The sequence below is a fragment of the Streptomyces sp. NPDC050658 genome, assembly GCF_044457025.1.
In the GTDB taxonomy this organism is placed as follows: Bacteria; Actinomycetota; Actinomycetes; order Streptomycetales; family Streptomycetaceae; genus Streptomyces.
Genome location: NZ_JBITGM010000003.1, coordinates 835155 through 853102, shown reverse-complemented (window position 1 = coordinate 853102; position 17948 = coordinate 835155). Strand labels below are relative to the sequence as shown.

At 72.0% G+C, this 17948-nt stretch carries 18 protein-coding genes; 10 read left to right on the top strand and 8 right to left on the bottom strand.

Annotation, left to right across the window (positions count from 1 at the left end):
* The first annotated feature begins 73 nt into the window (after positions 1-73).
* Genes ACIBKX_RS15435 through ACIBKX_RS15410 form a run of 6 tightly spaced genes read left to right on the top strand, consistent with a single transcriptional unit; the run spans position 74 to position 7478 of the window.
* Complete coding sequence (locus ACIBKX_RS15435; protein ID WP_363276188.1) at positions 74-1642, top strand: ABC transporter substrate-binding protein; 1569 nt, start codon at positions 74-76, stop codon at positions 1640-1642.
* Between the two features lie 59 nt (positions 1643-1701).
* Complete coding sequence (locus ACIBKX_RS15430; RefSeq protein WP_363276187.1) at positions 1702-2655, top strand: ABC transporter permease; 954 nt, start codon at positions 1702-1704, stop codon at positions 2653-2655.
* Complete coding sequence (locus ACIBKX_RS15425; RefSeq protein ID WP_399375780.1) at positions 2652-3539, top strand: ABC transporter permease; 888 nt, start codon at positions 2652-2654, stop codon at positions 3537-3539. The genes ACIBKX_RS15430 and ACIBKX_RS15425 overlap by 4 nt, the downstream gene beginning before the upstream one ends.
* Positions 3536-4561, top strand: coding sequence for an ABC transporter ATP-binding protein (locus ACIBKX_RS15420; RefSeq protein ID WP_363276158.1), 1026 nt, complete (start codon positions 3536-3538; stop codon positions 4559-4561). Before ACIBKX_RS15425 ends, ACIBKX_RS15420 begins: the two co-directional genes overlap by 4 nt.
* On the top strand, positions 4558-5598 hold the full coding sequence (locus ACIBKX_RS15415; RefSeq protein WP_363276157.1) for an oligopeptide/dipeptide ABC transporter ATP-binding protein: 1041 nt from the start codon (positions 4558-4560) through the stop codon (positions 5596-5598). The genes ACIBKX_RS15420 and ACIBKX_RS15415 overlap by 4 nt, the downstream gene beginning before the upstream one ends.
* Positions 5599-5609: 11 nt before the next feature.
* Positions 5610-7478 carry a gamma-glutamyltransferase gene (locus ACIBKX_RS15410; protein ID WP_363276156.1) on the top strand — a complete coding sequence of 623 codons (1869 nt, stop codon included), beginning with the start codon at positions 5610-5612 and terminating at the stop codon, positions 7476-7478.
* 68 nt (positions 7479-7546) lie between these two features.
* Here the strand turns inward: ACIBKX_RS15410 and ACIBKX_RS15405 are convergent, their stop codons facing one another.
* Genes ACIBKX_RS15405 through ACIBKX_RS15395 form a run of 3 tightly spaced genes read right to left on the bottom strand, consistent with a single transcriptional unit; the run spans position 7547 to position 9538 of the window.
* On the bottom strand, positions 7547-7729 hold the full coding sequence (locus ACIBKX_RS15405; RefSeq protein WP_363276155.1) for a DUF1272 domain-containing protein: 183 nt from the start codon (positions 7727-7729) through the stop codon (positions 7547-7549).
* Between the two features lie 59 nt (positions 7730-7788).
* Positions 7789-9063 (bottom strand): cation:proton antiporter, encoded by a 1275-nt coding sequence (locus tag ACIBKX_RS15400; protein WP_363276154.1) that lies wholly within the window; start codon positions 9061-9063, stop codon positions 7789-7791.
* A gap of 4 nt (positions 9064-9067) precedes the next feature.
* The gene (locus ACIBKX_RS15395) at positions 9068-9538 is read right to left on the bottom strand and encodes a TrkA C-terminal domain-containing protein (RefSeq protein WP_363276185.1); all 471 of its coding nucleotides are present in this window, start codon (positions 9536-9538) and stop codon (positions 9068-9070) included.
* Between the two features lie 183 nt (positions 9539-9721).
* Between ACIBKX_RS15395 and ACIBKX_RS15390 the strand changes: the two genes are divergently transcribed.
* On the top strand, positions 9722-10279 hold the full coding sequence (locus ACIBKX_RS15390; RefSeq protein WP_363276153.1) for a DinB family protein: 558 nt from the start codon (positions 9722-9724) through the stop codon (positions 10277-10279).
* Here the strand turns inward: ACIBKX_RS15390 and ACIBKX_RS15385 are convergent.
* Positions 10276-11838: an ATP-dependent DNA ligase gene (locus ACIBKX_RS15385; RefSeq protein WP_363276152.1), complete on the bottom strand. Its 1563-nt coding sequence runs from the start codon at positions 11836-11838 to the stop codon at positions 10276-10278. The genes ACIBKX_RS15390 and ACIBKX_RS15385 overlap by 4 nt on opposite strands.
* A gap of 87 nt (positions 11839-11925) precedes the next feature.
* Positions 11926-13392, bottom strand: a complete 1467-nt coding sequence (locus ACIBKX_RS15380) for a sigma-70 family RNA polymerase sigma factor (RefSeq protein WP_363276151.1) — start codon at positions 13390-13392, stop codon at positions 11926-11928.
* A gap of 208 nt (positions 13393-13600) precedes the next feature.
* Between ACIBKX_RS15380 and ACIBKX_RS15375 the strand changes: the two genes are divergently transcribed.
* A complete protein-coding gene (locus tag ACIBKX_RS15375; RefSeq protein ID WP_363276150.1) occupies positions 13601-14014 on the top strand; it encodes an SsgA family sporulation/cell division regulator in 414 nt (137 codons plus the stop codon).
* An 84-nt stretch (positions 14015-14098) separates the two neighbouring features.
* Positions 14099-14830 (top strand): siderophore-interacting protein, encoded by a 732-nt coding sequence (locus ACIBKX_RS15370; protein WP_363276149.1) that lies wholly within the window; start codon positions 14099-14101, stop codon positions 14828-14830.
* Here ACIBKX_RS15370 and ACIBKX_RS15365 read toward each other — a convergent pair.
* On the bottom strand, positions 14827-16014 hold the full coding sequence (locus ACIBKX_RS15365; RefSeq protein WP_363276148.1) for a serine hydrolase: 1188 nt from the start codon (positions 16012-16014) through the stop codon (positions 14827-14829). The genes ACIBKX_RS15370 and ACIBKX_RS15365 overlap by 4 nt on opposite strands.
* Before the next feature lie 154 nt (positions 16015-16168).
* Between ACIBKX_RS15365 and ACIBKX_RS15360 the strand changes: the two genes are divergently transcribed.
* On the top strand, positions 16169-16450 hold the full coding sequence (locus tag ACIBKX_RS15360) for a hypothetical protein (RefSeq protein WP_363276147.1): 282 nt from the start codon (positions 16169-16171) through the stop codon (positions 16448-16450).
* A 16-nt stretch (positions 16451-16466) separates the two neighbouring features.
* On the opposite strand, the gene ACIBKX_RS15355 is transcribed toward ACIBKX_RS15360, so the two are convergent.
* Complete coding sequence (locus ACIBKX_RS15355; RefSeq protein ID WP_363276146.1) at positions 16467-16958, bottom strand: glutathione peroxidase; 492 nt, start codon at positions 16956-16958, stop codon at positions 16467-16469.
* 97 nt (positions 16959-17055) lie between these two features.
* Positions 17056-17838, bottom strand: a complete 783-nt coding sequence (locus ACIBKX_RS15350) for an ABC transporter permease (RefSeq protein ID WP_363276145.1) — start codon at positions 17836-17838, stop codon at positions 17056-17058.
* Positions 17839-17948: the final 110 nt, after the last annotated feature.

The window sequence follows — 17948 nt, the reverse complement described above, 5'->3', positions numbered from 1 at the left end:
CCCGGAACCACCCTGGCGGAGGTATCCACCCGTGCGCCGAAAAGCGGTTGCCCCAGCGGCAGTTGCCCTGGTGATGTCCCTGACGGCGGGCTGCGGCTCCCTGCAGTCCTCGGCCACCGAGGTCGGCGGTGAGCGCATGACCGACGACCGTCCCGTACGTGACGGGGGCACGCTCACCGTCGCCCTCAACGCCGATCCGGACAAGCTCGATCCGACCCTCGCGCAGACGCTCGTGGGCCGCACCGTCTTCGCCGGAATGTGCGAGAAGCTCTACGACATCGACGAGCGCGGGACCGTGATCCCGCAGCTCGCCACCGCCCTGCCCAAGACCTCGAAGGACGGCCGCACCGTCACCTTCGGCCTGCGCAAGGGCCTGAGGTTCAGCGACGGCACCAGGCTCGACGCGGCCGCCGCCGTCACCTCCCTGCTCCGGCACCGCGACCTCCCGGGATCGGCGCGCGCCACCGAACTCGCCCCGCTCGCAGGGGCGGAGGCGACAGGTACGTACACGGTGAGGCTGAAGCTCAAGCAGCCCTACGTCCCGCTCACCGCCGTCCTCGCGGACCGTTCGGGCATGGTGATGTCGCCGACCGCCCTCAAGAAGTACGGCAAGAACTTCACCAACCACCCTTCCTGCGTCGGCCCCTTCAAGTACGTCGAACGCGTCGGCGGCGACCGCATCGTGCTCGCCAAGGACCCGCACTACTACGCGGCCGACCGCGTCCACCTCGACAAGGTGGTCTACCGGCCGATACCCGACGGCAACGTCCGCCTCGCCAATCTGCGCTCCGGAGACGTCCAGGTCGGCGACCAGATGACGCCCGTCGACGTGCGCAGCGCGCTGACCGAGCCCGGCCTCCAGCTCTTCAACTCGCCCTCGCTCGGCTACCAGGGCATCGGCCTCAATGTCGGCAACGTCAAGGGGCTCGGGGAGAAGCCGGGGCGCATCGACACGCCGCTCGCGCGCGACGCGCGGGTCCGTGAGGCGTTCGAGCTCGCCATCGACCGCGAACTCATCAACAAGGTCGTCTTCCAGGGCATGTTCGAGCCCGCCTGCGGCCCCGTCTCGCCCGAATCCGCCATCGCGCCCGGCGTCAAGGCATCCGAATGTCCCAGGCGCGACGTGGCGAAGGCCAAACGGCTGCTGGAGGAGGCCGGAGTGAAGACTCCGGTCCGTATCGAGCTGAAGGTGTCCACCACGCCCGAGCACAGCCGCCTCGGACAGGTCATCCAGGCCATGACCAAGGAAGCCGGGTTCGCCGTCACGCTGCGCCCCACCGAGTACGCCACCATGCTCGAAGAGACCGACTCCGGGCAGTACGACGCCTTCACCAGCGGCTGGTCGGGGCGGCTCGACCCGGACGGCAACATCGCCAGCTTCCTGCAGACGCGCGGCGCGATGAACGCCTACGGACTCTCCGACCCGGCGATCGACCGCCTCGTCGAACGCGGCCGTGCCGAGGCCGATCCGGACGAACGCGCCGAGATCTACGAGGAGTTGACCCGCCGCGCCACCGAGCGGCGCGGGCTCATCTACCTCTACCGGCAGAAGAACTACGTCGTGGCGGGCAAGGACGTCGCGGGAGTCCGTGTCTACGGAGACGGCCTGGTCCGCGTCACGACTGCGGGGTACACGCGATGAGCCTGACCTCCTCGCGGCTGCCCTCCGCCGCGCGCCGGGTCTCCTGGCGCCCGAGCCCCATGACGTCGTATCTGCTCACCCGGCTGAGGCAGTCGCTCATCACGCTCGTCCTGGTCAGCATGGTCGTCTTCGCGGGCATCCGCGCGCTGCCCGGCGACCCGGCGCTCGCCCTCGCCGGCGAGGAACGCAGCCCTGAGGCGCTCGCCGCGATCCGCGAGAGCTATGGCCTGGACGACAACATCCTCGTCCAGTACGGGCGGTTCATCGGGCACGCCGTCACCGGCGACCTCGGTACGTCATCGCGGACGGGCCTGCCCGTCGCCGACGCGATCACCGAAGCGCTGCCCATCACCCTCGAACTGGCCGCGCTCTCCCTCCTGTTCGCGGTCGTGCTCGGCATCGGCGCGGGCATCGTCGCCGCCGTTCGGCGCGGAAAGCCCGAGGAGTGGCTCGCCAACGCCCTTGCCCTGCTCGGGCTTTCGATCCCGACCTTCTGGCTGGGCATCGTCCTCGTCCTCGGGCTCGCCATCGCCGTGCCGGTCTTCTCGGCCTCCGGATACGTCCCGTTCGGCACCGACCCGCTCGACAACCTGCGCCGCATGGTCCTCCCCGCGATCGTCCTCGGCTCCGGTCTCGCGGCCGTCGTGATGCGCCAGACGCGGGCGGCGATGCTCGACTCGCTCTCCGCCGACTACGTACGCACCGCACGCGCCAAGGGCCTGTCCCGGCGCGAGGTCATCGGCGGGCACGCGCTGCGGAACTCCCTGGTCACGGTCGTCACCGTGCTCGGACTCCAGCTCGGCCACCTCATCTCGGGCGCCGTCGTCACCGAGCAGATCTTCGTCCTGCCCGGCTTCGGCAAACTCACCATCGACGCCGTCTTCACCCGTGACTACGCAACCCTGCAAGGCGTCGTGCTCTGCACGTCCGCCGCGTACATCCTCATCAATCTGCTGGTCGACGTGGCGTACTCGGTCATCGACCCGCGCATCCGGCTCGGAGGTGCCCGGTGACGACAGCGGTGTTCACGACAGCGCTCGGGCGGATACGTTCCGCGGGCGCGGGAAGCGGCAAGCTCCGTGCCCTGCGCAAGAACCGGCTCGCCATGACCGGCGGCATCATCGCCGCCGTGTTCGTCCTCGCGGCGCTCTTCGCGCCCCTGGTCGCGCCCTACGACCCCGCGCGGCCTGATTTCGCCAATGCCCTTGCCGCGCCCGGCTGGTCGCACTGGCTCGGCACCGACGACCTCGGCCGCGACCAGCTCTCCCGCGTCGTGTACGGGGCACGGGCGTCCATGCAGGTCGGCGTGTTGGCGGTGGCCCTCGCCTTTGTGATCGGCGTACCGCTCGGGCTGCTCGCCGGCTATTACGGCAGGTTCGCCGACAGCGTCGTCTCCCGGCTCACCGACACGATGCTCGCCTTCCCCTTCCTGGTGCTCGCCGTGGGACTCGCGGCCGTGCTCGGTCCCTCGCTCACCAACGCCACGATCGCGATCGGGATCTCGCAGATCCCGGCCGTCATCCGCATCACCCGCGCCGAGACCCTGCGGCTGCGGCACGTCGACTATGTGGCCGCCGCCGTCGCCAACGGAGGCGGCGACGCGACCGTCCTCTTCCGGCACATCCTGCCCAACGCCACCTCCGCGCTGACCGTCCAGGCGACCGTCGGCATCCCCGCCGCGATCATCGGCGAGGCGCTGCTCAGCTTCCTGGGCCTCGGCGTACAGCCGCCGGACGCCTCGCTCGGCGTGATGCTCTCCGGCGCCCAGTCCTTCCTCGCGCCCGCGCCGTGGATGGCCGTCTTCCCCGGACTCGCCGTCGTCGCGGCCACCCTGGCGTTCAACCTGCTCGGCGACGGCCTGCGGGACGTCCTCGACCCCCGAGGAGCCACCCGATGACCCGGCCCGTACTGAGCGTCCGCGATCTGTCCGTCTCCTTCCGCTCGGACACCCGCACCGTGCACGCCGTCGACCGTCTCTCGTACGATGTCGCGGCGGGCGAAGTGCTCGCGGTGGTCGGCGAGTCGGGGTGCGGCAAGTCCGTCACGGCGATGGCCGTGATGGGACTCCTGCCGCCCACCGCGCACATCGACGGGTCGGTCAGGCTCGGCGGGCGCGAGATCGCCGGGGCGAGCGAGAAGGAACTCGGGAAGGTCCGCGGCAAGGACATCGCGATGATCTTCCAGGAGCCGATGACCTCGCTGAACCCGGTCCTGACGATCGGCCGCCAGATAGGCGAGGTGCTCCGGCGCCACCAGGGCCTGTCGAAGAAGGAGGCACGCGCGCATGCCGTCGAACTCCTCGACCTGGTCGGCATCCCGGCCCCCGCACAGCGCGTCGACGAGTACCCGCACCAGCTCTCCGGAGGCATGCGGCAACGCGTCATGATCGCCATCGCGGTCGCCTGCGACCCGTCCGTGCTGATCGCCGACGAGCCGACCACCGCCCTCGACGTCACCGTGCAGGCCGGCATCCTCGAAGTCCTGCAGTCCTTGCGGGAACGGCTCGGCACCGCGATCGTCCTGATCACCCACGACCTGGGCGTGGTGGCCGACACCGCCGACCGTGTCCTGGTCATGTACGCGGGCCGCCCCGTCGAACAGGCCCCGGTGGACGAGCTGTTCGCCGAACCACGCCACCCGTACACCCGTGGCCTCCTGAGCGCCGTGCTCCGCCCCGGCGGCGAGGGCAAGCGGCGCCTCCCCGAGATCCCCGGCCTGGTGCCGAGCCTCGACGTCCAGCCGGACGCGTGCACCTTCGCCCCGCGCTGCGCGTACGCCGACGACCAGTGCACGGGCGGGCGGCCCGGCTTCAAGGCGGTCTCCCCGAACGCGGGGGCCGACGCCACGCACCGCGCCGCCTGCTGGCACCCGCAGGACGCCCCCGCGCTCGCGCCCACCATCCAGGAGGCCGGACAGTGACCACGACCCAGCAGCCCGTGCTCGAACTGACCGGCCTGGAAAGGCACTTCGCCGGATCGGGCGGCACCGTACGCGCCGCCGACGGCGTCACTCTCACCGTCGGCAAGGGCGAAGTCGTGGGCCTCGTGGGGGAGTCGGGGAGCGGCAAGTCGACGGTGGGGCGGTGTGCCGTGCGGCTCGACGAACCCACCGGCGGCAGCGTCCGCATCAACGGCAGGGACGTGACCCGCCTTTCGCGGCGCGCCCTGCGCCCCCTGCGCAAGGACTTCCACCTCGTCTTCCAGGACCCCTCCTCCTCGCTCGACCCGCGCATGACCGTCGGGCAGATCATCGCCGAGCCGCTGCGGCTGCACGGCATGGCCAAGGGGGATGCGGCACGGGCCCGCGTCGCGGAACTCCTCGGCCAGGTCGGGCTGCGCCCCGAGCACGCGGAGCGGCATCCGCACGAACTCTCCGGCGGGCAGCGGCAACGTATCTCCATGGCCCGCGCGCTCTCCGTCGACCCGGATCTGCTCGTGGCCGACGAACCGACGTCGGCCCTCGACGTGTCCGTGCAGGCCTCCGTCCTCAATCTGCTCGCCGACCTCCAGCGCGACCGCGGCTTCGGCTGTCTGTTCATCACGCACGACCTGGCCGCCGTGGAGTTCCTCGCCGACCGCATCGCGGTCATGTATCTCGGCCAGATCGTCGAACAGGCCCCGACCGCCGAGCTGTTCGCCGACCCCAAGCACCCGTACACCCAGGCGCTGCTGTCGGCGGCGCCCGTTCCCGACCCGGCCCTGCAGCGCACCCGGCGGCGCATCGTCCTCAGCGGCGAACTGCCCAGCCCGCTCGCCCCGCCACCGGGCTGCCGCTTCCACACCCGCTGCCCGCTGGCCGTCGACCGCTGCCGCACCGAGGTCCCCGGGCTGCGCGAGCTGCCCGGAGACGGCCCACGGCGCGAGGTCTCCTGCCACCTCGTCGGCGACGACGGCACCGCACCGGACGCCGCCGCCCCGGCCCTTCGTACGATCCCCGGTACCCGCACCGCACGCTAGGAGCAGTCCACTTGTTCACCACCCGGCCGACCCTCCAAGGCACCTTCGGCATGGTGTCCTCCACCCATTGGCTCGCCTCGCAGTCCGCGATGGCCGTCCTGGAGGACGGCGGCAACGCCTACGACGCCGCCGTCGCCGCGGGCTTCGTCCTGCACGTCGTCGAGCCGCACCTGAACGGCCCGGCGGGCGAGGTGCCGATCATCCTCGCGCCCGCCGGGGGAGAGGTGCGCGTCCTGTGCGGACAGGGCGTCGCGCCCGCCGGCGCGACCGTCGCCCACTACCGTTCCCTCGGCCTCGAACTCGTCCCCGGTACCGGCCCGCTCGCCGCCGCCGTACCGGGAGCCTTCGACGCGTGGATGCTGCTCCTGCGGGACCACGGCACCAAGTCCCTCGCCGACGTCCTCAAATACGCCATCGGGTATGCCGAGGACGGCCACGCACCCGTGGAGCGCGTCGGCGAGACCGTCGAGACGGTCCGCGAACTCTTCGAGACCGAATGGCCCTCGTCCGCCGAGATCTATCTGCCCGACGGCCAGTCCCCGCAGCCCGGCGAACTGCTGCGGAACCCGGCGCTCGCCGCGACCTGGCGCCGACTGATCGAGGAGGCGGGCGACGGCTCCCGCGTCGAGCAGATCGACGCCGCGCGGAAGATCTGGAGCGAGGGCTTCATCGCCGAGGCCCTGATCCGCCAGGCCGCCCGCCCCACGATGGACACCAGCGGAACCCGGCACACCGGGATGCTGACCGCCGCCGACCTCGCCGGCTGGGAGGCAAGCTACGAGGCGCCCGCGACGTACGACTGGAACGGCTGGACGCTGTGCAAGGCGGGCGCCTGGAGCCAGGGGCCCGCCTTCCTCCAGCAGCTGGCGCTGCTGCCCTCCGAGCGCGCGGAGCTGCCCGCGTACGGCTGTGCCGAGTACGTCCATCTCCTGATCGAGGGCTGCAAGCTCGCCATGGCGGACCGCGAGGCCTGGTACGGCGACGCCGCAGGACCCGGCACGGCACCCGTCGCCGATCTCCTCTCCGAGGCGTACAACACGGAACGCCGGGCGCTCATCGGCGACAAGGCCTCGTACGAGCTGCGCCCCGGAAGCCCCGGCGGACGCACCGCCCGGCTGAGCGCCCACGCCCGCGCCGTCGCGGCCGGCGAACCCGGCTTCGACGCGCTCGGCCTGTCCGGAGCGGGCGCCGGTGAGCCGACCGTCGCCAAGGGCGGCACCAGCGCGGGCAGCTCACCCGTGCCCGGCGAACCGGATGTCTCGGCGGACGGCGCCACCCGTGGCGACACCTGCCACCTGGACATCGTCGACCGCTGGGGCAACATGGTCGCGGCCACGCCGAGCGGTGGCTGGCTGCAGTCCAACCCGGTCGTCCCGGAGCTGGGCTTCCCGCTCGGCACCCGGCTCCAGATGGCCTGGCTGGAGGAGGACCTGCCCAACTCCCTGACACCGGGCCGCCGTCCGCGCACCACCCTGACCCCGTCCCTCGCCCTCAAGGACGGCGTACCGGTGCTGGCGTTCGGCACACCGGGCGGCGACCAGCAGGACCAGTGGCAGGTGCACTTCTTCCTGGCGGTGGCCCTGCGAGAATCCGTGCGCGGCGGCCTCGACCTCCAGGGCGCCGTCGACGCCCCCAACTGGCACAACGACAGCTTCCCCGGCTCCTTCTACCCGCGCGGCATGCGCCCCGGCAGCGTCACGGTCGAGTCCCGCATGGACGCGGACGTCATCGAGGAGCTGCGGCGGCGCGGCCACGACGTGACGGTCGGCGAGCCCTGGTCGGAGGGGCGGCTCTGCGCGGTGGCACGCGATCCGCGCACCGGAGTGCTCTCGGCGGCGGCCAATCCGCGCGGGATGCAGGGGTATGCCGTGGGGCGGTGACCACCCCGGGACACGCGCAGGCTCCGGCCGAGTCCGGCCGGAGCCCGCACGCGTCGCCTGTTGCGCCGTCAGGCCGCCGCGCGTGTGGGGCGGCGCACCAGCTCTCCGCCGCAGTTCGGGCAGACATGGAGCATGCTCTCGGCGCAGGGCTCGCAGAACGTGCACTCGTAGGAGCAGATACGCGCCTGCGCGTCGAGCGGCAGGGCCGCCTTCTCGCAGCGCTCGCAACGGTCCCGCATCTCCAACGCCATCGCTTCTCCTTGATTCGAGTCGGCTCGACCGCTCCGGCCGACCGGCGCTCCATCTTCGGTCAGGAACGGCCGCCCGTGCCCTGCCCGTCGAGCGAATCCCGAGTGGTCGGCTCCGGCTCCGGCTCCCGAGGAGAGGGCAGGGCCACCGAGGCCGCGGCCGTGGCTTCACGGCGGCGCGCCAGGACGCCGCCCACCCGCGCGGCCACCGGCTCCGCGAACCGTGCGGTCAGCGGGCCGACGATCACGAGGATCAGGACGTACGCCGTGGCAAGCGGGCCCAGGGACGGCTCGATGCCCGCCGTGACCGCGAGCCCCGCGATGACGATGGAGAACTCGCCGCGCGCCACGAGCGCACCGCCCGCCCGCCAGCGGCCCTTGACGGAGATCTTGGCGCGCCGGGCCGCCCAGTACCCGGTGGCGATCTTCGTGCACGCCGTGACGACCGCGAGGGCGAGCGCCGGAAGCAGCACCGGCGGGATGCTCGCCGGATCGGTGTGCAGACCGAAGAAGACGAAGAACACGGCGGCGAACAGGTCCCGGAGCGGCGCCAGCAGACTGTGCGCGCCCTCGGCCACCTCGCCCGACAGCGCGATGCCCACGAGGAACGCGCCCACGGCCGCCGAGACCTGGAGCTGCTGGGCGATCCCGGCGACCAGGATGGTCAGACCGAGGACGACGAGCAGCAGCTTCTCCGGGTCGTCGCTCGAAACGAAGCGCGAGATGAGCCGGCCGTAGCGCACCGCGAGGAACAGCACCAGGCCCGCAGCGCCGAGCGCGATGCCCAGGGTGAGGCTGCCCGCAGCCCAGCCGACACCGGCCAACAGGGCGGTGATGATGGGCAGATAGATCGCCATGGCCAGGTCTTCGAGGACCAGGATGCTGAGGATGACCGGCGTCTCGCGGTTGCCGAGGCGGCCCAGGTCGCCGAGGACCTTCGCGATGACGCCGGACGAGGAGATCCAGGTGACGCCCGCGAGGACGACGGCGGCCACCGGACCCCAGCCCATGAGGAGCGCGGCCAGAGCGCCCGGCACGGCATTGAGCCCCATGTCGACCAGACCGGCCGGGTACTGGGTCTTCAGATTGCTGACCAGATCGCTCGCCGTGTACTCGAGCCCCAGCATCAGCAGGAGCAGGATGACGCCGATCTCGGCGCCGATCGCGACGAACTCCTCACTGGCGCCGAGCGGAAGCAGCCCGCCCTCGCCGAACGCCAGCCCGGCCAGGAGGTAGAGCGGAATGGGGGAGAAGCGGAACCGCCCGGCGAATCTGCCGAGCAGTCCCAACGCGAGGATGATCGCGCCGAATTCGATCAGGAAGACAGCCGAATGCATCGAATCACTCCCGCCCGAGTATCGCGGCGGCGCTCTCCACACCCTCACGGGTGCCGATCACGATGAGGGTGTCGCCGCCCGCGAGACGGAAGTCGGGCGCGGGGGACGGGATGGCATCGGCCCGGCGCAGCACCGCCACGATGGACGCGCCGGTCTCGGTCCGCATCTGGGTCTCGCCCAGCAGCCGCCCGTTCCAGTGCGAGGTGGCCGCCACCTCGATCCGCTCGGCGACCAGGCCCAGATCGGTGGTGTGCAGCAGGTTCGGGCTGTGGTGCGAGGGCATCAACGCGTCGATCAGGGCGGCCGCTTCGCCGGAACTCAGCCGCAGCGACAGCGCGCACGCGTCGGGGTCGTCCGCGCGGTAGGCGCTGAGCGTGCGGGCACCGTCCCGGTGCGCGACCACCGAGATCTGCCGCTGTTCTCGGGTGGTCAGGTCGTACCGGATGCCGATGCCAGGAAGTGGCGTCTGGCTCAGGCGTGAAGCGGGCACAGCTCTCCCCAATTCATGCTGATCGTGTGGATGGGCGTCAACAAAGCGTTAAGGTCACCCTATCGGTCTGATCTTTGCCAGAACTTGGTGGTAGGGGAACCGGTCCGGGGCTAGGCCGCCGAAGCGGGTCGGCCCGCAGCCAGATCTCGTGGTCGATAGTGTGCGGACATGACAAGAAGCGAGCGGCTCGCGGAGCAGTTGGACTGGTACTGGCGCAAGAACCTGCGGCCGCGGCTGGACGGTCTCGCCGACGAGGAGTACTTCTGGGAGCCGGTGCGCGGCTGCTGGAGCATCCGCCCGCGTGGCACCTCGGCCGCACCGATGCCGGTGGGTTCGGGGGAGTGGACGATGGACTTCGCGTCCCCTGACCCGGTGCCGGCGCCGGTCACCACGATTGCCTGGCGGCTGTCGCACATCATCGTCTCGTGCCTGGGCTATCGGGTCGGCTGGCACTTCGGCGGCCAGGACGTCGACTCCGAGACCTTCGCCTACGCGGGGACCGCCGACGAGGCGCTGCAACAGCTCGACGAGATGTACGGGCGATGGAACGCGGGGGTCCGCGAACTCTCGGACGCCGAGCTGGAGAATCCGCCCGCGGTGGGTCCCGAGCGGCTTCCCATGGAGGTCATCGTCCAGCACGTCAACAAGGAGCTGATCCATCACGGCGCCGAGATCTCCCTGCTGCGCGACCTCTACCGCTGGCAGGACCCAACGGACTCCCCCTAGGGCTCGGGCCGCTGCTCGGCCAGCACCGTTTCGACGGAATCGGCCTCGGCTGCCGTCTTGTCCTCGCGGTAGCGCACGACCCGCGCGAAGCGCAGCGTGACGCCCGCCGGATAGCGCGTGGACTTCTGCAGCCCGTCGTAGACGATCTCGACGACCAGCTCCGGACGCACCGTCACCAGGAAACCGTCGTCGCTGACGGCCAGTTCGCGCAGCCGCCCGGTCTGCCAGGCCAGCATCGCGTCCGTCATGCCCTTGAAGGTCTTGCCGAGCATGGCGTACGTCCCGTCCGCCTGCCGCGCGCCGAGATGCAGGTTGGAGAGCTTGCCGGTGCGCCGCCCGTGCCCCCACTCGGCGGCGAGCACCACGAGGTCCAGCGTGTGCACGGGCTTCACCTTCACCCAGGACGCGCCGCGCCGCCCCGCACTGTAGGGCGCGTCGAGCGCCTTCAGTACGACGCCTTCGTGGCCGCGCCGCAAGGTGTCCGCGAAGAAGCCCTCGGCGGACCGGCGTTGGGCCTCGTCCGCCGGATCGTCCACGAGCGTGCGGCGCACCCGCATCGGCTCCGGCACGAGCCGGGACAGCTGAGCGTGCCGCTCGGCGAACGGCAGATCGAGCAGATCCCGACCATCGGCGTACAGGGCGTCGAAGAAGACGGGGGACAGGGGCAGTTCGGCCGCCGCCTTGGCCACGTCGACGCGCGAGCCGACCCGCCCGGCGATCTCCTGGAAGGGCCGGGGCCTGCCGTCGGAGCCCAGAGCGATCAACTCGCCGTCCAGGATGAAGGACGTACTGCCCGCCAAACCCCTCGCTGCGTCGACGAGTTCGGGAAGTCGATCGGTGATGTCGTCGAGCGTACGGGTGTAGACGTGTACGTCGGCTCCGCTGCGATGCACCTGGACGCGGATGCCGTCCAGTTTCTCCTCGACCGCGCACGGCCCCAGCTTGTCGAGGCCTTCACCCACGGAGGCGGCGCCCTGCGCGAGCATCGGCAGGACGGGCCGCCCGAGACTGAGCCGGAACTCGTCCAGTGCCTCGGGGCCATGGGCGAGCAGCGCCTCGGCGACGGGACTCACCGCTCCGGCGAGCATCACGGCACGGCGCACCGCCGTGGCCGGCACCGCCGTGGCCGGCACCTCCGTGGCCCGCGCGAGCCCCTCCACGGCGATCGCGTCGAGCGCGCCCTGCCTGACCTCACCGGTCAGCAGCCCGAACAGGAACTTCTGCTCCTCGCCGGTGGCCGCACCCAGCAACTCCCGCACGAGACGACTGCGTTCGGCCTGGGACCCGGAACCGGTGACGGCGCCGATGGCGGTGAGCGCGGCATCCGTGCCATGTACCGTCAGGGTGGGTTCGGCGGCGGGCTCGACGGGGTCCTTCAAGAGATTCCAGCCGATGCCCATGCGGCCCTGGGGGAGCCGTCCGGACAGATACGGGATAACGATCGGTACGTCGTCCGGACGCGCCGCCCGGAACAGGTCGGCCAGTAGCCCGATCTTCCCGGAGCGGGCGGAAGTGGCGGCGACGGCGTGGGAGACGTGGGCGAGCCGGGCAAGGAGCATGCGGGTTTCCTTCCCTGGACCCGTCGATTCCTGACAGGCGTTGCTCCGGGTGGCCGCTGGGCTGTGGGGTGCGCCTGGAGGGTGTGTCTACGGGGAGTGGCAGATCTGGATGGGACCGATCCAGGGCTCGCAGACCGGGTCGGGCTCAGGCTCGGGCTCGGGGGTGGGCTCGACGGGGGTCGGCTGCGGGGGAGGGGTCGGCTCGACGGGGGTCGGGTCGACTGGAGTGGGGGTCGGAGTCGGGGTGGGCGGCTGCGGGGTCGGTGTCGGAGTGGGGGTGGGCGGCTGCGGTGTCGGCGTCGGTGTGGGGGCCGGGACCGTCGGCTCAGGGGGTGGTGTCGGTTCCACGGGCTCGACCGGCGTCACCGGCTCCGCGGGTTCCACGGGTTCGGCCGGGGCAGCCTCGGGTTGCTGCTGTTCAGGGGCGGGCGCGGGGGCTTGCTCCGGTGCCTGCTGCTCGGCCGGTGCCTCCTCCGCGGCCGGTGCGGGCGGCGGCTCGGCGGCAGGGGCCGGATTCCGGGGCTCCGGAACCGGCGCCTCGGCGGCCGGCGGCTGCGGTGCCTCGCTCTCCACGGCGGTGGCCTGCTGCGGCGGCACCGCATGCCCCGACCCGCCGAGCATGAGCCCGGCGGCCACCGCGGCGCCCGCCACGGAGGCGCCGACGACGCCGACCGCGGCGGCCTGCGCCTTTCCGCCTCCGGTCAGGACATGACGTACACCGTGCAGGAATCCCCCGTGCCCGCCGGAAGTCGAAGCCGAAGCCGAAGCCGCGCCCGCGGCCCCTGCGGACCCCGCCGCCAGCGGCAGGAGGAACTTCCCCGCGCCACCCAGGACGAAGATCAGCAGCGCCGGTCCCACCAGCGCGGGCAGCCGGTCGTTGGCGCGGGTGAGCAGCGCGAGCCTGGCCCGGCAGTCGGCGCAGCCGTCGAGATGGGCGACGAGCCGCTCGGACTGCCGGGCGGAGGCCTCGCCGCGTATATGGCCGGGTATCCGCTCCCAGTGCCGCTCGCACGCGGGATCCTCGGGCGTTCCGGGGTGCGCCCGCAGGAACGCCTGCCGCATTCCTTCGCGGGCCCGGTGCAGCAGCACGGCGGTGGCGCCCTGTCCCGCCCCGATCCGGCGGCCGACGGCCTCCAGCGGCTGGCCCTCCGCCTCCGCGAGCCACAGCGCCTTCACCCAGCGCTCGGGCAACTGGCCGAGGACCCGGCTCAGCAGATCCACGGACGATACGCGCTCGCCCGGATCGTCGGCGCCTTCGCTGCGTACGTCGACGCTCTCGACGGCATCGGTGATCCGCGGGTCACGCGGCGTCTCGCGCGCCGCGCCGCGCCCCACCGACGCGGCCAGGTGCCGCACGGTCGTCATCAGATACGCCGGTACGTTCTCGATCTCGTGCCCGGCGGATAGCCGCCGCCACACGCGGAAGTGCGCCTCGGCCACGAGGTCGTCCGCGACCCAGGCGTTGCCGGTCAGGGAGCGGGCGTAGGCGACGAGGCGCGGCTGCTCCTCCTGGTAGATGCGGGCGTACTCGGCCGTGGCTGGCACGTCGGTCATGGCAGGACACTCTCCCGTTCCCACTGCGGGGGGTTCGGACGAGTTCGAAACTCTAGGTCACAAATGTCGGACTTGTGAGAGTGGAGTGGCGTAGGTCACATCAATCGCCCCGCGTGTCTCCGTAATGCACTGCCTCGCCCCGGACTCGTACAGGCACGGAAGGAATCAGCACACGCAGCAGAAACGCGACGAGAAAGAGGAGCCGGTCATGGCCGTCACCCTGGAGCAGTCCGCCCGTGCCCGCCTGATCACCCCCGAGGGGCGGGAGCGCGCGCTGTCCGTGACCCTGCGCTACGCGTCGGCCGACCCCCTGGCCGTCCAGACCGTCTTCCCGTCCGAGGCCTCCCTCGACGGGGCCGAGGTCACCTGGATCTTCGCCCGGCAGCTCCTGGAGGAGGGGCTGCGTGCCCCTGCCGGGGGCGGTGACGTGCACATCTGGCCGTGCGGGCGGGCGCGGACGGTGCTGGAGTTCCATGCGCCGCAGGGTCTTGCCGTGGTGCAGTTCGACCGGGCCGTGCTGCAGAGGTTCCTGCTGCGCTCGTACGCCGTGGTCGGTGCGGGGAGCGAGGTGACCGGCCTGGACCTGGACCGGAATCTCGCCCGCCTGCTCGGCGGGGTCTGAGGCACTCCCCATCCAGCCCGCCATTAGGTTAGGCTGCCCTAATCTCAAGAGTGGCTTGTGGGTGTTCAGGGGAGGAGCGACGCGGTGGGACACGGCTGGGAGGGGGTGGTCCTCAAGCTATTCCGCGGCAAGGACTTCGAGTTCACGGTGACCGGAGCCGAAGACGTCACCGAGCACTACCGGCGTCTGCACCTGACGGACGGCGGCATGCTCGCGCTGACCGGGGTGCACCCGACGATGTGGGTGCGGCTGTGGTTCGACCGAGACGGCAAGAGCCACCAGCGGGCCTACACGCTGGTGAACCCCGATCCCGACGCCGGTACGTTCAGCCTCGAGTTCGCCCTGCACGACGGCCAGGCCAGCGAGTGGGCGCGCAAGGCCGCTCCCGGCGACACGATCGAGGCCACGGTGCAGGGCACCGGCTTCGAGGAGCCCGACCCCAAGCCGTCGCGCCTCCTCGTGATCGGCGACACGGCGGCCCTCCCGGCCGTCAACTCCCTCCTGACCGCGCTGCCCCAGGTGCCGGCGACGATCTGGTTCGAGACGCAGCACGCCGAGGACCACGACCTGGAGCTGCGCGTCGACCCGGCGCTGCACGACGTGCACCGGGTCGAGCGACGGGACTCCGGGCGGCAGCTGGTCGGCGAGGTCAAGGCCGCACTGCCCGCCCTGGTCCAGGACCCCGCCGACGTCTACGTCTGGATCACCTGCGACACCACGACCACCCGGACCCTCGCCTCTTACGTACGCAAGGAACTGGGCATCCCGAAGCACCGCGTGCACGCACTGGGCTACTGGCGCCCGGGCAAGCGCTAGGGCCGCCAGGCGCCGCCCGACGTCCGGCGCCTGACCACCACGACCGCGCCCGCGACCAGGGCCGCCGAGCCCGCCCCGACCAGCAGGATCGCCGTCCAGTCCGAGCCGTCCGACGCGCCGGGATCCGTGGTCGGCGCGGCCTGCGCGGCGACCGGTGCCGGACCCTGCGCCGTGCGCGAGCCCTTGCTGTCGGGGAGCAGCGAGCCGACCGGCCTGGCATGCCCCGCCGCCTTGAAGCCCCAGTCGAGCAGCGACCTCGCCTCCTCGTACACGGCGTGCCCGCCGCCCGCCTGAGGGTTCATCACCGACACGACCAGGGTGCGGCTGCCGCGCTGCGCCGCGCTGATCAGGGTGTTGCCCGCACGGCTGGTGTAGCCGTTCTTGATGCCGATCAGTCCGGGGTAGCGAGCGACGCCGTCGGCGCCGGTCAGCAGCCGGTTGGTGTTCTGGATGGGGTAGGACCAGTTGCCGTGCGGGAACCGGGCGACCGACGTCGAGCAGTAGCGGGCGAACTCGGGGTCCGCGAGACCGGCCCGGCCGAAGACCGCCAGGTCGTACGCCGACGAGACCTGCCCCGCCGCGTCATAGCCGTCCGGCGAGACCACATGGGTGTCGTGGGCGCCCAAGGCGCGGGCCTTGGCGCGCATCTGACGGACGGTCTGCTGCCAGCCGCCGTTGAGTCCGGCGAGCACATGGACGGCGTCGTTCCCGGAGCTGAGGAAGACGCCCCGCCACAGGTCGGAGACGCGGTAGCTGCGCCCGGCCGCCACGCCCACGAGGCTGCTGCCCTCGCCGACGTCCGCGAGCTCGCGCTCGGTGACCTTGTGGGTGGCGGCGGCGTCGAGGTGCGGCAGGGCGGTGAGGGCGAAGAGCGACTTGAGGGTGGAGGCGGGCGGCAGCCGGCGGTGGGCGTTGCGCGCCGCGAGCACCTCGCCCGTACGGGCGTCGGCCACCAGCCAGGCGAGTGCCGATACGTCCTTCGGTACGGCCGGGGCGCCGGCGCCGGGCCGGGCGTGGGTGCCGGGCCGGTCGAGCAGGGTCGAGGAGTACGCGGGGGCCGGCTTCGGCGGCGCCGGTTCGGCGGGGGCGGCCGCCGCGAAGGGTGTGGGCAGGAGGACCAGAGCAACGATCGCGAGGGCCGCGGAGCGGACGGATGAGGAGCGCGGAAGGTACCTGATGACCATTCAGCCACCGTAGGAGCAGGGGCAGAAGTCCGCAGGTCAGCTTGGTCCGGGTGGATGTATGGACTGGGCCGGGAGAGGGTGCCGGGGGCGGACCGCAACGCCCCGGCCGTCAAATGGCGGCTGCCGGCGGCCGGTTGCTCAGCCGCGCGGGTGGATGTGCAGATCCGGCCCGGTCGACCTGCCTAGCGCCGCCTTCCGGAGGATCTGGGACACCGGCGAGGTCGTGATGTGTGCGGCGGGACGCAAAGGGCTGCGCCACCCGGACGCCGGGCTGCTCACCCTCGACTTCGAGACCCTGCACGTACCGGCCGCGCCCGGCCAGACGGGCCTCGTGGTGCATGTGTTCAGCGCCGGCGAGGGCAGCGGGGAGGCCGCCGCCCTCGCCGGACTGGCCGAATCCTCCGCGGCGACCAGGCAGCAGGCCGCCGCGCTCTGAGGCGGTCGCGCCCGCGTCAGGCCGGGAGGACCTTCTCGATGGCGGCGACGAGCTCCGCGGCGTCCGGCTCGGTCTGCGGGGAGAACCGCGCGGCGACGGAACCGTTCGCGTCGATCACGAACTTCTCGAAGTTCCAGCGGATGTCACCGCTGTGCCCCTCGGCGTCCGCCGCGCCGACGAGGTTCTCGTACAGCGGGTGCCGCGCGTCACCGTTGACGTCGACCTTCTCGGTGAGCGGGAACGTCACGCCGTACGTCGCCGAGCAGAACTCGGCGATCTCCTCCGACGTACCGGGCTCCTGGCCCATGAACTGGTTGCACGGCACGCCCAGCACGGTGAACCCACGGTCCGCGTACTGCGCGTGCAGCCGCTCCAGGCCCGTGTACTGCGGGGTGAGCCCGCACTTGGAGGCGACGTTGACGATGAGGACGGCTTTGCCCTGGTACTGGGCCAGATTCGCGGGGCCGCCCTGAAGGGCGCCGATCTCTGCGTTCTCGTAGACAGACATGATGCGGAGCGTACGCCGCCGGGCGGCGGCGCTCATTCCCGGGGGCGTGCCGGGGCCGGGGGTGTGCACCACCCGGCGGTGAGCGAGCGGCCCCCGCTCACTGAGGCTCCGCCCTGTTCAGGCGGCCGTGTGCCACCAGCTCTACGGTCACTGCCACCGCGATCGCCTGCACCGCCATCAGGGCGATCAGCACGAACAGCTGGACCGCGCCCGCGAGGAGCGGGGACGCGCCGCCCAGGAGCATCCCCACGAACGCTCCGGGCAGCGTGACCAGGCCCACCGTGCGCGTCTGGTCGAGCCCCGGGAGCAGCGCGTCCGAGGCAGCGGGGCGGATCACCTCCAGGCGGGCGTCCCGGTCGGGCAGTCCCAGGGCCAGGCCCGCCTCGAACTCGCCCTTGCGGGCCTGGAGTTCGTCGAGGGCGCGGCGCCCGCCGAGCACCGTCGCCGTCAGCGCCCCGCCGATGAGGATGCCCGTCACCGGGATCATCGCGATGCCCCGCACCGGAAGCAGCCCGGCCAGCGTCAGCGCCGCCACCACCGGGACGACGGGAACGGCGATGGGCAGCGCCGCCCACCACCAGGAGCCGTTGGCGGTGATGCGCCGGCCCGCCGTGCGGGTGGCCACGGCGAACATCAGGAGCAGGAAGGCGAAGAGCGCCGCCAAGTGGTGGACGACCCAGCCGATCGCGAGGGACACCACACCCAGTTGGGCCGCCGCCCGCACCCCGGCCACCACGATCTCGCGGGCCCTGCCGTACGAACCGTCGGGGGAGAGCCGGAACACGGCGGCCGTCGTGGCGGCGACCAGCAGCAGCACGAGCAGCGCCGCACCGAGCGTCGCGTTGACCGGAAGCAGGGCCTGAGCAGCGAGATCACGCACCCGCCCACCCTAGGCCGCACAGGACCCGGGAGATCGGAATCCGCCCGCACAAGCTGCGCCAGCGGGTCGTCGCGCGGCTGTCCGGGATGTGAGGATGCACGCAGAACATG